General features: G+C 43.0%; 14 protein-coding genes. 5 read left to right on the top strand and 9 right to left on the bottom strand.

What is annotated here, in order from left to right; translation table 11 throughout:
• Window positions 1-187: 187 nt before the first annotated feature.
• Window positions 188-880, top strand: coding sequence for a LapA family protein (locus GLO7428_RS14350; protein WP_015189286.1), 693 nt, complete (start codon window positions 188-190; stop codon window positions 878-880).
• Window positions 881-987: 107 nt separating this feature from the next.
• Here the strand turns inward: GLO7428_RS14350 and GLO7428_RS14355 are convergent, their stop codons facing one another.
• Window positions 988-1,200 (bottom strand): hypothetical protein, encoded by a 213-nt coding sequence (locus GLO7428_RS14355; protein WP_015189287.1) that lies wholly within the window; start codon window positions 1,198-1,200, stop codon window positions 988-990.
• A gap of 1,148 nt (window positions 1,201-2,348) precedes the next feature.
• Between GLO7428_RS14355 and GLO7428_RS14360 the strand changes: the two genes are divergently transcribed.
• Together GLO7428_RS14360 and argB are read left to right on the top strand one after the other, a co-directional pair.
• Entirely contained in the window at window positions 2,349-2,921 is a 573-nt protein-coding gene (locus tag GLO7428_RS14360; RefSeq protein WP_015189288.1) for a shikimate kinase, read from the top strand.
• A 93-nt stretch (window positions 2,922-3,014) separates the two neighbouring features.
• Complete coding sequence (argB, locus tag GLO7428_RS14365; protein ID WP_015189289.1) at window positions 3,015-3,908, top strand: acetylglutamate kinase; 894 nt, start codon at window positions 3,015-3,017, stop codon at window positions 3,906-3,908.
• A 103-nt stretch (window positions 3,909-4,011) separates the two neighbouring features.
• Here argB and GLO7428_RS14370 read toward each other — a convergent pair whose 3' ends face one another.
• The 6 genes from GLO7428_RS14370 to GLO7428_RS14395 all read right to left on the bottom strand — a co-directional run bounded on the left by GLO7428_RS14370 (window position 4,012) and on the right by GLO7428_RS14395 (window position 10,925).
• Window positions 4,012-4,428: a hypothetical protein gene (locus GLO7428_RS14370; RefSeq protein WP_015189290.1), complete on the bottom strand. Its 417-nt coding sequence runs from the start codon at window positions 4,426-4,428 to the stop codon at window positions 4,012-4,014.
• A 216-nt stretch (window positions 4,429-4,644) separates the two neighbouring features.
• Window positions 4,645-7,146, bottom strand: coding sequence for an ATP-dependent DNA helicase RecG (gene recG / locus GLO7428_RS14375; RefSeq protein WP_015189291.1), 2,502 nt, complete (start codon window positions 7,144-7,146; stop codon window positions 4,645-4,647).
• A gap of 177 nt (window positions 7,147-7,323) precedes the next feature.
• On the bottom strand, window positions 7,324-8,175 hold the full coding sequence (locus GLO7428_RS14380; protein WP_015189292.1) for a hypothetical protein: 852 nt from the start codon (window positions 8,173-8,175) through the stop codon (window positions 7,324-7,326).
• Between the two features lie 146 nt (window positions 8,176-8,321).
• Window positions 8,322-8,981, bottom strand: coding sequence for a translation elongation factor Ts (gene tsf, locus GLO7428_RS14385; protein WP_015189293.1), 660 nt, complete (start codon window positions 8,979-8,981; stop codon window positions 8,322-8,324).
• A gap of 61 nt (window positions 8,982-9,042) precedes the next feature.
• Entirely contained in the window at window positions 9,043-9,858 is an 816-nt protein-coding gene (gene rpsB / locus GLO7428_RS14390) for a 30S ribosomal protein S2 (protein ID WP_015189294.1), read from the bottom strand.
• A gap of 116 nt (window positions 9,859-9,974) precedes the next feature.
• A complete protein-coding gene (locus GLO7428_RS14395) occupies window positions 9,975-10,925 on the bottom strand; it encodes a glycosyltransferase family 2 protein (protein WP_015189295.1) in 951 nt (316 codons plus the stop codon).
• A gap of 247 nt (window positions 10,926-11,172) precedes the next feature.
• On the opposite strand from GLO7428_RS14395, the gene GLO7428_RS14400 reads away from it, so the two are divergent.
• On the top strand, window positions 11,173-12,375 hold the full coding sequence (locus GLO7428_RS14400; protein ID WP_015189296.1) for an argininosuccinate synthase: 1,203 nt from the start codon (window positions 11,173-11,175) through the stop codon (window positions 12,373-12,375).
• A gap of 88 nt (window positions 12,376-12,463) precedes the next feature.
• Here GLO7428_RS14400 and GLO7428_RS14405 read toward each other — a convergent pair whose 3' ends face one another.
• Window positions 12,464-13,096 carry a DedA family protein gene (locus tag GLO7428_RS14405; protein WP_015189298.1) on the bottom strand — a complete coding sequence of 211 codons (633 nt, stop codon included), beginning with the start codon at window positions 13,094-13,096 and terminating at the stop codon, window positions 12,464-12,466.
• A 613-nt stretch (window positions 13,097-13,709) separates the two neighbouring features.
• On the opposite strand from GLO7428_RS14405, the gene GLO7428_RS14410 reads away from it, so the two are divergent.
• Complete coding sequence (locus tag GLO7428_RS14410; protein WP_015189299.1) at window positions 13,710-14,060, top strand: STAS domain-containing protein; 351 nt, start codon at window positions 13,710-13,712, stop codon at window positions 14,058-14,060.
• Between the two features lie 448 nt (window positions 14,061-14,508).
• Here the strand turns inward: GLO7428_RS14410 and rpsF are convergent, their stop codons facing one another.
• Entirely contained in the window at window positions 14,509-14,850 is a 342-nt protein-coding gene (gene rpsF, locus GLO7428_RS14415; RefSeq protein WP_155824019.1) for a 30S ribosomal protein S6, read from the bottom strand.
• Window positions 14,851-15,065 lie beyond the last annotated feature (215 nt).

The raw sequence follows: 15,065 nt of genomic DNA on the forward strand, positions 1-15,065 counted from the left end.
CAGGTTTCATGATGCGTCGATCTCGTTTACTCAGACGTACGGAGAAACTCGATCTTCTGAGGTGAAAATAGAATGGTATAGCAACAGTCAATATAATTAGAACATCTATAGCTCAAAATCATTTGCTTCAATTGTATTAACCGTAGCATTTCCTGAACCCTGACCTCTGCTATAACACCCCAAAACTATGCCTGTTTTGCGACTACTTTTGTTACTGGTGGTGCTGGGAGGACTAACTTTGTTACTGTTGCAAAACTGGTCCCCTGTCCTACCACTTGTCTTTTTGGGTGGGCGATCGCAAGCGCTACCATTAGCTGTTTGGATTTTACTCAGCATCGCTGCTGGGGCGCTTTCTGCGTTACTGATCGCGGGGTTATTCAAAACGTCGAATTATTTTGCCCAAAGTCGAGTCAAGCGGCGCAGTATTGGCGATCGCACTCCACCACGTCCCAATCAACGTACTGTCAAGCAGGAATATACAACAGCGGCGAGTGCTACTTATTCATCAGCAGCATCGACACCAACCGATCCGACGGATGATTGGAATAGTGATAATTCCACTGATGAAGATTGGAACTTTGAGGAAAATCCGACACCACCAGGGAACTTTCCTCCGGAAACGACGATCAATAACTCTAAAACCTACGAAGTCAGTCCAGACTCTTCTAAAACTAATCCATCAAGTTCTGTATACTCGTACAGTTCTAGCGAACCGCGCAATACCAGTGTTGGTAAAACTGAGTCAGTCTATGATGCTGACTATCGCGTGATTACACCACCTTATGGTAGTCGCAATACAACCGAGGAGGATGATGAAGATTGGGGATTTGAGGATGACGAGTTTGACGATGAAGATGACAGGAATTCACGCTTGCGATAAAGCTTGCCTTATCACCTGGCGCAGTACTATGGAGCTTAATTTTATTTATAGGAGTTAATTTAATTTAACGTCACCTAGATAAAGCGCAGCGCTCATAGGCGATCGCATTAGCTACATTGTTCAATTGGTGTATACTCAAACCGCTCGCGCGATTCTTGCTTAACTTTACCAGCCATCGCGGCTTCTTGCAATGCCATAAAAGCATTGAGATCTTCTAAGTCGTAGTGGGTTGTGAGTAATTGTCGCAGTTGTTCCTCTGCTTCAATCGTTAAGTACCCTGTTTTTAGTGTCTTTTGCACTAGTTCGCGAATCAAAGCCATACTTTAAACCTCATCCATAACATCTGAAGGGTGGAACTACCTACGAGCTAATGATGAATCTAAGTCATTTATTGCTATTCAATTGAGGCATAGTAGCGTCAGCAGCCTGAGTCATCAAAGTTTGATTTTGTTGACAGCACGGTAAGCCTTACTGTCGTTGTGACGTACAAGAATTAATAAAGTTTCAATATAATTAAGCCAAACATAACTTCGTTATTTGTAATCTATCACTTAACAATCGTTATGTAAATCATTAAAATAGTGCTATTTAGCATTTATAAAAATAAAATACATTGTTATTTTGTAACGAAAGAAATTAAGGGGTAATGTAAAAATGCACTCTAAAACAAAGCTATTCGAGACAAATCTTACAGCAGCAGAAAAACTCTGGAATCTAGAATAACTGTACTCGGATTTAGCCAAAACAAAGGAAAAGTTCCTGAATGCTGTAGAGATAGCATTACTCAGAAGATTACTTTGCGGTTACAGTCTAGCAGAAATTGCCAGTATGATTTGTCAAAATTGTAGTAACATCAGACATAGTTGATTTATCAAATGGATTATATAAGTACGTAGAAGAAATGTTGAGTCTTCCGTTTGAAGACTCGGTTAAAATCAAAAATTAAAGTCGTGTAGCGCAACTACTAGAAACATCTGGCTATAAAAAAGTTTGACTTTCAAGACAAATTATGTATCTGCTACAGCAGTTTTGCAAGCCAATACTATCGTTACGACATACAAAGTTTGGGGTAAGGCAATTGATGCGAGAATTTTTATGGACGAAGCCTAGAATTGCAATCGCTTTTCTGCAACGACGGAATACTATCGCTGGTAATTTACTCTAACTCGTTCAAAAGAAGTGCTTTGCGACTTATATCGCTGAACAATTAAGCGATCGGATTTATCAAAGCCAGAGAAATCATCAAAGTCTTTCTGTTTTTAATAAAAGAAGTATTCAAAATTATTTGTGCCGTTCTACTCTAGAGAAGGCTGCCGATTTAAGTAAGCAGGATTAAGTTTTGCTACTTTTGAACGAACTACAGAAGAGAACAGACGAAAGCTGCGGGGGTGTCCGTGACGTCGAGGAAAGAGAAAGATAAGTATTTTAGATACTATATTACAGTTTTAGTGAGTTGAATAATAGTATTGTGAACACATCAGATCGGCAAAGCAACGTATTGAAGGGAGTCAACTTATACTTAGTTGGCATGATGGGTACTGGGAAAACAACAGTAGGACGTGCCTTAGCAACTAAACTAGGCTATAGATTTGTCGATACGGATGAGATTATTACTCAAGTAACACAACAATCAATTAGCGAAGTGTTTGCAACGAGTGGTGAAGCAGCGTTTAGACAAATAGAAACTCAAGTATTAGCAAAAGTTTGTGCTTATACGCATTTAGCGATCGCCACAGGTGGTGGTATTGTTCTTCAACGCGAAAATTGGAGTTATCTACACCACGGTTTAATTGTCTGGCTGGATGCGCCAACAGAATTACTCTCTACTCGCTTAAGTGCTGATGACACTCGACCATTACTCCAAACAGGAGACTTGCGATCGCAGTTAGAAACGATCTTGCAACAGCGACAACCGCTTTATTCACAAGCTGATCTCCGAGTTGTTGTCACTTCCGAAGAAACGCCAGAACAACTTGCTACACGGATACTACAAGAGATTCCGCAAGTTTTGAAGCAGCCAAGCACGCTCCCACAATCATAATTTGAGATTTCAAATTGTTGCAATTGAGATTGTTGCCAAGCACAAATTCTTTTAAACTGCTGTGCATACTTTTATGCTTTATAAAAGCTACTCATGTTTAACGATAGCGAATACATTAGAGAAACCGAAGCTACCCGCGTCCGAGTACTGAGCGAAGCACTACCTTATATTCAACAGTTTGCTGGAAGAACCGTTGTTGTCAAGTACGGTGGTGCAGCAATGAAAGATAGTTCGCTTAAAGATAAAGTTATTCGCGATATTGTATTTTTATCTTATGTGGGACTGCGACCGGTTGTTGTTCACGGTGGTGGACCAGAAATTAATAGCTGGTTAGATAAATTAGGAATTGAGGCGCAGTTCAGAAATGGCTTGCGCGTCACAGATGCGGCGACAATGGATGTCGTGGAAATGGTGCTAGTTGGTCGCGTCAATAAAGAAATTGTCTCTCTAATCAACCGTGCTGGTGGCTCAGCGGTTGGATTGTGCGGTAAAGATGGCAATTTGATTAAAGCACGTCCTCAAGGTCAAGAAGGTATTGGCTTTGTTGGAGAAGTCACTAACATGGATGTGAGTATTTTGGAAGCACTCGTTAAAAATGGCTATATTCCTGTTGTGTCCAGTGTCGCAGCCGACGAAACAGGTCAGGCTTATAATATTAACGCCGATACAGTTGCTGGCGAACTTGCAGCCGCATTAGGTGCAGAAAAGTTAATTTTACTAACCGATACACCAGGAATTTTGAAAGAGTATAAAGATCCTTCAAGCCTGCTGCATAAACTAGATATTCAACAAGCGCGGGAACTAATCGCCCAAGGTGTTGTCAGTGGTGGAATGATTCCGAAAGTGAATTGTTGCGTGCGATCGCTTGCGCAAGGCGTCCATGCTGCACATATCATCGATGGTAGAATTCCTCATGCTTTGCTACTAGAAATCTTTACCGATAGTGGTATTGGCTCAATGATTGTCGCCTCAGATTTTATGGGGTAGACGAAGAATTAGTTTTGAGTTGTGAGTTTTGAGTTGTGAATTATAAAGACTTGTTTCAACTCAAAATTCATCATTCTTAACTTCCTTGCACCTCTGCGCTCACTTAAGGGACAAAAATAACGCCTGATGGTACTCTATTAAAACGCCGATACCCTGAATCAAGAATAACAGGATTAATTAACGTTGAATCTTGAATTTTGGGATTAACTAACACAGGATTAATCAAGGTAGAGTTAACTACTGTACCAGTTCTCCTTGTTGGCGTGGAACTCCAAGAATTTATTGGCGCACGCCGCACAGATATTCCAGTTACGGGATCTACAGGCATAGGAGTCGGAATTGGGCTACCGTAAATAAAGGAACTGACATTCTGCGGTTGACTGACGCCGTAAGGAACTCCTTGACCAATAAATACTGACTGCGCCGCGACTGGTGCTGATGGTATTGTCATTAACGCTGCACCAAACAATATAGATGTTATGGCACTACCCGCCCTTAATATTTTTTGAAATTGAATCATAACTTTATTACCAGTAGGTTTCACTAAGTTATTAGGTATAGCCAACTTGTAGCAATGTCTAACTATATACCTCTGCTACAATTTTATCGGTTTTACTAGTAAGATATAAATTTGGTAACTGGTCATTGGTCATTAGAAAGAATAGTTATTACCTATTACCCATTACCTATTACCATCACAAATCATCTAATATGAACGCTTATTAGGCTATCTATACTACGTCAAAATAGCGCCACCCATTAATTTTTGATAGCGATATTCCAACTCAGCTTTCATCAAACGCCAGCGTTCTAGAGTCGCATCAATTTCGATGACTTTTTCTGCGGCTGCTCTTGCCAATTCTAAAACTTCTTGATCTTCTACAAGACTTGCTAAAGTAAAGTCTGGTAAACCTGATTGTCGCGTTCCTAGAACTTCTCCAGGACCGCGAAAACGCATATCCATCTCTGAGATAAAAAAGCCATCTTGCGATTGTTCTAACACTTTTAAGCGAGATATTGCAGTCTCTGCTTTAGAATTACTCATTAAAAGACAGTAAGATTTTGCTGCACCCCGACCAACACGACCGCGTAATTGATGCAGTTGTGATAAACCAAAACGCTCTGCATTTTCAATCATCATCACTGTTGCATTAGGTACATCAACTCCTACTTCAATTACAGTTGTTGAAACTAAAATTTGTGTTTGGTTGTAACGAAATTGACTGATTGCGGCGTCTTTATCCGCTGAACTCATCCGACCATGAAGTAAGCCTACTTGATATTGCGGAAAAATGCTTTCTTGCAGTCGTTGATGTTCTTCAACAGCAGCACGGACATCAAGTTTTTCGGATTCTTCTACTAAAGGTAGAACAATATAAGCTTGACGCCCCTGCGCAATCTCGCGGTTAATTAAATCATAGGCGTGAGTGCGCTCTTTTCCTGATAAAACTGTTGTCTGAATTTGTTGTCTTCCTGGTGGAAGCTCGTCGATTTGACTAACATCTAAATCGCCATGCAGTGTAAGCGCGAGTGTACGCGGGATGGGAGTCGCTGTCATTGTCAAGACGTGGGGCGATTCGCCTTTTTGCTGTAATTGCGCCCGCTGTCCCACACCAAAGCGATGTTGTTCGTCAATGACAACTAAACCTAAACGCTGAAAGTTGACTTTTTCTTGAATCAACGCATGAGTACCGACTAAAAGCGGTAATTCGCCTGTTTCGAGTTGCGCGTGAATTTGACGGCGTTTTGCAGTTTTTGTAGAACCTGTTAACAGTTCTACAGGTAAATGCAACAGATTAAACCAGCCCACTAACTTGCGATAGTGTTGTTCTGCTAACACTTCGGTAGGAGCCATTAACGCTGCTTGATAGCCTGATTGAATCGCCGCCAGGATGGCGACAACAGCAACAACGGTTTTCCCCGAACCTACATCGCCTTGTACCAAACGATTCATCGGTACTGGTTTTTGTAGGTCATCGAGGATGTCGTTAACAACTCGCGATTGAGCGTTAGTTAGTTGAAAAGGTAGGAGTTGATAAAATGTTTTTATAAGTTGCCCAGTACGCGCTAAAACTGCACCATTTTGAATTTGACGTGCTTTATGCTGGCGTTGGAGTAAACCAAGTTGTAAATAGAAAAATTCATCGAAGACTAAGCGACGTCGCGCCACTTCTAAGGAAGTACTGTCTGCGGGAAAATGAATATTGGTGATCGCTGCTTTTAATTCCATCAAACCATACTTATCGCGCAGACGAAAGGGTAGTGGGTCTTTAAGATGGACGCACGCAGGTAAAGCCGCAGTGACAGCCTTGCGTACCATATCTGCGCCTACGCCTTCGGTCAAAGCATAAACTGGTACGACTCGACCGATTGTTAGCGAGTCAATCGTATCTCCTGGATGTGCTAAAACTTCAATTTCGGGATCTTCTAACGTTAAACCATATTTGCTTTCTTTAACTAACCCAGAAGCAGCTACGACTGCACCCACGGGGTAGCGACGTTTTTGCTGTTCTTGCCAACCACGATGGCTATATCGCGCCCCTGCAAAAAAACGACTAATCCGAATTTGACCAGTATTATCTTTGAGGACAAGTTCTAAAATCGTTAATTTAGGATTTCGCGGGCTATTAAAGCAAGTACAGCGCTTGACTGCGCCTAGTAACGTGACTGTCTCGCCTGCTTGAAGTTCTTTGATATTAACTTGCCGCGCGTAATCAATGTGGTCGCGAGGATAATAAAATAAAATGTCGCGTACTGTATACAACCCCAATCGTGCTAAGTAGCCACTTCTTCTTGCTCCTATTTCGGGTAAGCTTTTGAGTGGCTGCTCTAGGTTGGGTGCAATGCGGGTTGCGGCTTCTATTGGTAGTGATTGTGTTAAAGGTGTTGTCGGCGGGAGTTTTGTTTTTGTTGAGTATGGCGATCGCTCGATTTGACTTTGCTCGCTTGTGACATTTTCTCCCCGCTGATATCGTTGTGTATGATACACGCATCTGCGTGCTTCCGCGACTAGGTGTTGTCGTTCTTCTAGTGGCAATTCGGGATATTTCGCAAATTGTGCCGCGATTTCTTGCCAGCGCTGACGTTCATCTGATGGCAGAGTCAGCGGAGGTTTACCAAAACTGAGACAGAGAAATTCACTAAAGCGATATTGCTTGCCTATTAAATCAGCGAAGCCGCGTTCTGCTTCTACTGCCAACGCTTTTTGCAATCGCCCTAAATCTAGTGATTCTGTCATACAGCAGGGGTCAGAGGTCGGATGTCGGATTATGAGTTCTCGGTGTTGAATGTTGAGATAAGAAGTAAATTAAAAACTCAAAACTTGAATAGTGTTTTAAGCTTTACTTCTATTACTATAAGAAATTGGCTGAGCCGCGATCGCCCAATCCCCTTTATAACTTTATAGTACGCACTGCTAATCTTCAAACCAGCTTGCCCGCCACGCTGCTTCGGCTTCGGCAACGGCTTGCTCGCGTTGTTTTCTATAATATTCTTTCAATAAAGCACGGCTTCGGGTTTCTAGCTGACGAATCTGGTTACGCTTAGTTCTAAGTGTCGCATCTGCAAATTCAATCTCGCCTAGCCTTAGATAAATTGCGACAAGCGTTGTCACACTAGACTCTTCTTGCTCGCTGTTGCTTTCTGCTTCTACTAATAAGTTTAACAAGTTCGGCGGTCCCGCCGTTGCTTCTGCTGGAAGTTCAGGGGCGTTTAACGCTGCATCGAGTAGTGGAAAGGGAAGATTCTGTGGTAAAATCTTCGCTTGCTGAAGTAAATAGTTGATTTCCCGCGAAATTGTTTTTAGTTGCAAAGCGATCGCCTGCTCGATATTTTGTTGCCACTTGATAAGCTCGATCGGATTTGCAGGAAATTTAAGTATTGTGCTAGGAGTTGATGGTTGAGGGCTAACAGATTCCAACAACGCCGCTTCAGTCGCTTCTAGCTGAATGTCTTCTTTAATTTCTTCTTCTGAGTTTTCTTTCGCTTTAACCTGTGAAGAAATTGTTAACAACTGCTCAGTAGCTTCTCGTATGACCTGGCGTATGTCTTGCTGCAATTGTTGCCGCTGATTAAAAGATAAACTCAAAAACGCTTCTGGGTAGCCCTGCGTACACAAGTGATAAGTTGCTAAAACTGCTTGCTGTCGTATAGCTTGCCCTAAAGCGATGAAATAACTTTTGTAAGCCACGTAAAGTTCTTCTGCTAGAACTCGACACGCTTCTTCTAAAGCTGCAATCTCTCGTTTAATTTGTTCAATTGTTGCCATTACCTCAAAAACTAAGGAGCCAAAGGTCGGGGATCAGGGGTCAGGGAGTTATAAGCCGTGAAGTATGACTAGTTATTCAAAACTCAAAACTAATTACTACTCACTAGTCACCCTGACCTCTGACCTCTAAACCCTAACCCCCAATTCTACTTACTACCCATTTGCGCAGCAACTTCTTCTGCAAAGTTACTTTCTTGCTTTTCGATACCTTCGCCTAAGACAAAGCGGACAAAGCGACGCACTTGGATATTTTCACCCAACTGCGCGATCGCCTGTTTCACTAAATCTTCCACAGAAATGTTTTGATCCCGAATATACGGCTGATCCATCAAAGTCATCTCTTTCAGGCGTTTTTCAATTCGACCTTGAACGATTTTTTCTTTGATGTTGTCTGGCTTTTTCGCCAGATCGTCACGCCCCATTTCAATTTCTTTTTCTTTTTGGACGATATCAGCTGGGATATCTTCTACTTTGACATACTCGACATTCGGGCAAGCCGCTACCTGCATGGCGATATTCCGCACCAGCGTTTGGAATTCTTCACGACGAGCCACGAAGTCGGTTTCGCAGTTAACTTCTACTAACACACCAACTCTACCGCCAGTGTGGATATAGCTACCTACGAGTCCTTCTGCTGCTACGCGTCCAGCTTTTTTGTCAGCAGAGGTGATACCTTTTTGCCGCAGCCATTCGATGGCTTTGTCCATATCACCATTGTTTTCTTTCAGCGCCTTTTTGCAATCCATCATTCCAGCGCCGGTTCTTTCGCGTAGCTCTTTGACGACTTGTGCAGATATTTCCGCCATCTTGCCTCAATTTCCTACTTAACTAAATTCGAGCTTTTAGGTCACATTCCCAAAAGCTATTTTATTCTTCTTCGTCTTCGGCTGGTTCTGCTTCCTCATCTGGTAGCAGTGAGTCAGTGTATTCGACTTCGCTTTCGTCGTAATCGAGGTCTTCCTCCGCACCTTCGTAGTCGTATTCCTCTTCTACGTCTAGCTGACCGTGACGCCCTTCATAAATCGCGTCGGCTAACTTACCAACAATCAGCTTGATCGAACGAATCGCGTCATCGTTGGCTGGAATCGGAACATCAACAACATCGGGATCGCAGTTAGTATCTAGCATTGATACAATTTGAATTCCTAGTTTTTGACATTCTTGCACGGCGTTATATTCCCGACGCTGGTCTACAATCACAACCACATCAGGAATTTTCCGCATCATTTTGATGCCGCCCAGATACTTCTGTAGCTTTGCCATCTCGCGGCGCAGTACCGAAGCTTCTTTTTTTGGTAACAAGTCTAGCGCTCCGCTTTCTTCGCGGCGCTCCAAGTCTTTTAACCGCTCGGCACGCGTTTTGATTGTTGTCCAGTTCGTTAGCATTCCGCCTAACCATCTTTGGTTGACGTAGTACGAACCGCAGCGCGCGGCTTCTTGCGCGATGATTCCTGCTGCTTGCCGCTTTGTCCCAACAAAGAGGAACTTTTTACCCTGTTCAGCCGCAGTGCGCGTGTACTGGTACGCTTCATCCATCAACTGGGCAGTTTGTACCAAGTCGATGATATGCACTCCGTTACGTGAAGTATAGATATAAGGAGCCATTTTCGGATTCCACCGTCGGGTTTGATGCCCAAAGTGAACCCCTGCCTCCATCATTTGCGCCAATGAGACAACTGGCATATTTTCTCCTAATTTCGGGTTAATCCTCCATCCAGGTGTATTTCCTTACCGGAAACACCCGAAAAAACTGGATGTGTGATTTTGGTCAACTCTACTAGTGTATCATATCAAAAGCTCTACTTGGCGCGGTCAGCAGACTGCATTTGCGCGTAAGCCGAATATACACCTTGAACGTTGTACCAATTCAGAAAAATTCGCGCAATTTCTAGGGCTAATTGCGGTTTACCCTGGTCAATCAACCACTGAAGTACAGGTGCTAAGCTACGTTCATTAAGATTGCCACCCAGCGAAAGCAATCCCCAAAGCAAACGGTGCAGCCAAGTCATTTGAATCATCATCCGCACTTCCCAAATCGGGTGTTTTTGATAAAACAACACACCCATGCGCCCGCGTTGAATTTCCTTTTCGATCAGGTTAGGAATTTGCTTGAGGTTAAACGGCGGATGCCAGTGATAGCCAACTGCGGCAGGGCATTTGATGAGTTTTAAGCCTAATTGTTTTAACCGTACTCCGAGTTCTAAATCTTCCCAGCCATAAAGTTGAAATCGCGTATCAAACAACCCTGCTTTGTCCAACCAATGCCGCGCGATCGCCACATTCCCCGTCGCAAAATAAGCCGCAGAAAAGTCCGTAATTTTGTACGGTTCGGCTGTAGGATCGGCAAAATTGCAAGTGTTGATTACAAGACCATAGGTAAAAACGCGATCGCTACCATAGGTTTGTTGTCCTTGCTGTAATCCATCAGCGTGTGCTTGGAGAAAATTTTCTGTAACAACAAGGTCGCTATCAATAAAAATAATCGTATCGCCCTGCGCGTGTTCTACACCCAAATTACGCGCGGCTGCTGGTCCTTGGTGGTTTTGTAGAAGCGATCGCACGTGCGGAAACTCCGCAGCATTGTCTTGCAGCCACTCTAACGTGCCGTCAGTCGAACCATCGTCTACTAAGACAACTTCGTAGCCCTCAATGGCGCTATCAGCCGCTAAATTCTGGCGTTCGAGCGCTTTTAAGCACTTCGCTAAAATCGGCTGACGATTGTAAGTTGGAATCACAACACTAAAAAACACGCTTCCCCCTAGCACCACCTACAAAAGTCATCATAAAGCGATTAGCTGGACTTGCTGACGGTAAGCTTGCTAATGGTTCTGTCGTCATGAATTTTACCCGTTGATACTATTGCCGCAGAGTCCTAGCAAACCATAACTGATCGTGGCTTATGACGGAATGACAAATAATTCTGTGCCATGGCTGACAAGAATGCGCCTAAATTAGTTAGATAATAATCACTCGTTGTTGTGCCAAATCGAGGAATCAATGGGTCGTGCTACTAAAGTTGTCCTGGCATACTCTGGTGGAGTAGATACTTCTGTCTGTATTCCCTATCTCAAACATGAATGGGACGTTGCCGAAGTGATTACCTTAGCCGCAGATTTAGGACAGGGAGATGAATTAGAGCCAATTAAACAAAAAGCGCTGCAATCAGGTGCAAGCGAATCACTCGTCATTGATGCACAAGAAAGCTTTGTCAAAGATTATGCGTTTCCAGCAATTCAGGCAAATGCTTTGTATGAAAACCGCTATCCGCTTTCGACGGCTTTGGCGCGTCCATTAATCGCGAAGCTTTTGGTAGAAGCCGCACAAAAGTATGGTGCCGATGCCGTCGCGCATGGTTGCACTGGTAAAGGTAACGATCAAGTCCGATTTGATGTTTCCATTGCTGCACTTAACCCGAATTTGAAAGTATTAGCCCCAGCGCGCGAATGGGGAATGAGTCGTGAGGAAACAATCGCATACGGCGAACGTTTTGGGATTCCTGCACCTGTCAAAAAATCTTCTCCTTATAGTATCGACCGTAATTTACTCGGTCGCAGTATTGAAGCCGGACCATTAGAAGATCCCCGCACCGAACCACTCGAAGAAATTTATTTGATGACAAAGGCGATCGCCGATACTCCCGATACGCCAGAGTATGTTGAAATCAGCTTTGAGCAAGGTATTCCTACGCAACTCAATGGAGAAGCGATCGCACCTGTAAAACTCATCGCTCAACTTAACCAAATTGCAGGCAATCACGGCGTTGGGCGGATTGACATGGTAGAAAACCGCTTGGTTGGGATCAAATCACGGGAAATTTACGAAACACCAGCATTATTAGTTTTGATTCAAGCACACCGCGATTTAGAAAGTCTCACACTCACGGCAGATGTCACGCACTACAAGCGTGGTATCGAAGAAACTTACAGCCAAATGATTTATAACGGGCTGTGGTATAGTCCGCTTAAAGGTGCGCTTGATGCGTTTGTGCAAAAAACTCAAGAGCGCGTATCGGGTACTGTGCGCCTTAAATTCTTTAAAGGAAACGCAACAATTGTCGGACGCTGGTCTGATAATTCGCTCTACACTCCAGATCTAGCGACTTACGGCGCTGACGATCAATTCGATCACAAAGCCGCAGAAGGTTTTATCTACGTTTGGGGACTACCAACTCGAATTTGGTCAAAGCAAGTGCGAGGTTAGGAGTATGGAGAGTATGGGGAGTGTGGGAGTTTTGGCGAGATTAAGATACGATTTTCCTACAACCCTACAACCCTCCTACTCTCCGCTCTTAATCTTCACTCGCAACTTTCTTAACTTGGCGCGACTCCCACCACAAGGGAACAACAATCCAAGCGATCGCAACAACTAAGGCGAGAATCGCAAATTCACCTACCCAAGAAACCAATTGTTCTAAAGATACAACCTGTCCGACAAAGAAAGCTAAAGTCACCATCACAGATGCCCATACGGCTGCTCCAGCTAAGTTGTAAACGAAGAACTGAGCAAAAGACATCCCAGCTATTCCGGCTAATAATCCCGAAAAAATGCGTAGTAAAGCAATAAATCGCCCAAAGAAGACGGCTTTGGTTGCATTTTGACTGAATTTGTCCTTCAATTCTTCCAACCGCACTGCGGGGATGCGAAAAAAGCCAGCAACGCGAAGAATAAATTCCCAACCAGTATATCTGCCAATCCAATATCCACAAGTGCCACCAAGAACCGCGCCAAAAATGGCACTACCAAGCACAAACCAATAATTCAGTTCCTTGCTACCAGCTAGAAAACCTCCAATCAACGTTACGGTTTCTCCTGGAATGGGAATACCTAAGTTTTCTAGCAAGATCCCTATAAATATTGCCCAGTAGCCGTAATGATGCGCAAACTCCTGGATTTTCTCCAGTGATACAAACTCCAGAGACATTCCCGCAGCCTTTACAAAGTTTTACGTTTTCTCCATCTTGACGCGGTTTTGCTTAGGGTGTCAATTAAGGAAATACGATGAGCAATAAAATCTACCTTTTGTTGAGTTGCTCGTAAAGAGTAACGCAAAGGCTCAAACCTTTAATTATCTTTAAAATCTTTTATGTCCTAATACTACTTCACAAAAACTTTAAATAAGTGCCGCTGCCGCATAAAGATTCCGTAAAGCTCCCCAAAACTACTGAAATCATTTTGTACCAGTGTTTATAGTAGGGGGATTAAAACCTATGTCTGTAGAATTGTATTAAGTCAACAAGCATGAGCTATTGATGACGACATAAGCCAATACTGCCGATTATAGGGCGATAGTTGAAGTAATGTTACAAAAACAACAATCTATTTAGTGTTATCAGTGGCATACTTCTTTCATCTCATCATAAAAAGCAACTGCTTTTACATAAATAGGCGCAAGCATTCGTTTCATCTAAAGACTGCATCCGTATAAATAACAATCCATAGAATGGGTATTTTTACAAGTTGCTTTTCCAAAGGATGAAACTTTTTAATTTTTTGGATTCTGCGCTCAACTTCTTAACCACATAACGACAAGGTATATGAATATTACACACAAAAATGGTCACATGGTTGTACTTCATCCTCAAGGACGATTAGATTGTGACGGTAGTAAGCGCTTAGAGGCTCAATTGACACGCCTGATGGTACAGCGTCATTCACTATGGGTAATCAACTTATCGCAAGTTGACTTTATGGATAGTACTGGTTTAGTAGCTTTGATAACAGGACTGAAAGCAGCGCGTGAAAGCGGTTGCCGATTAGTGCTATGCCATTTACCGGAACCTGTCAAGTTAATTTTAGAACTTACTCAGCTTGATTCAGTGTTTGAAATTTGTGAAGACTACAACGCCGTTTTGACATTGACTCAAACTCCCGCTTTAGCTGCTTAGTTGCTTTATGCGAACATAAATGTCTGTATTTTGATTTGTGCGCAGCAGTTCAATTAGTGTAAACTATGAAATCAGCAACGTTAGTCAACTATCCCGAACACTAAGATCGTAATTATCACAATTGGCAGTGCAGCTAGTTTTTGCAGGAGAGAACGCTAACTTATAAACTTGCTAGTGCTGTACAACCGAAGCATAATCTCAATCGAACTCATATACTTTTTCACTAGTCCGTAGTACCAAACTATTTCTCAGGGGTGAAATAGTAGTTCTTAGCGATCGCGCATCTAAAAAATTTACGCTAAGCGCTGGTCACTGATATAAACAGATTTTGTTTTAGTGCAAATACCATGACCTCACCTTTATGGCTATGAAGGCATTATCCCGCTTTCAGCTTTCTACCTGGTGGGGCTTGAGCAGCGGGAGTAATGATGCTGTACCTAATCAGCTGCTAGCTGATTGCTGTTGCTTCTTCGGGAGATTCTTGGGAATCTTCGATTTCTGAGGATTCTTGCTTGATAGTTAGGTAGCGAATCACCTCATCACTCAATCGCATTGCGCGCTCTAGTTGAGCAATAACCGTTCCAGGGGCTTGGTAGTTCATTTGAACATAAACACCTTCACGGTGCCTAGCGATTTCGTAAGCAAGGCGACGTTTACCCCGATTTTGGATTTCAACTTGCGTTGCTCCTTGCTCTTGGAGCATATTTTGGTATCTTGTAACCGCTTGCTCGACCTGTTCTTCTGCGAGATCAGGACGCAAGATATACATTGTTTCGTAATTTGCCATGATAAAAGTTTTCCTTATGGACAACACGGCTGCTTGGGGTTGGGTGCTTGTGAACCACAACTCCAGCAACAAGGAATTACAATTTTAGCAAAGTTAGTGCCTTATGCCATAACTTAGGTTCGATACCGCGATCGCAGCTAGCAAAAAAACTAAGTTAATCATAGATGAGATGATATCTTACAAAGTTGATCGACCTATGCAATGTATGCTGAGGTGTG

The organism is Gloeocapsa sp. PCC 7428, from assembly GCF_000317555.1.
GTDB lineage: Bacteria > Cyanobacteriota > Cyanobacteriia > Cyanobacteriales > Chroococcidiopsidaceae > Chroogloeocystis.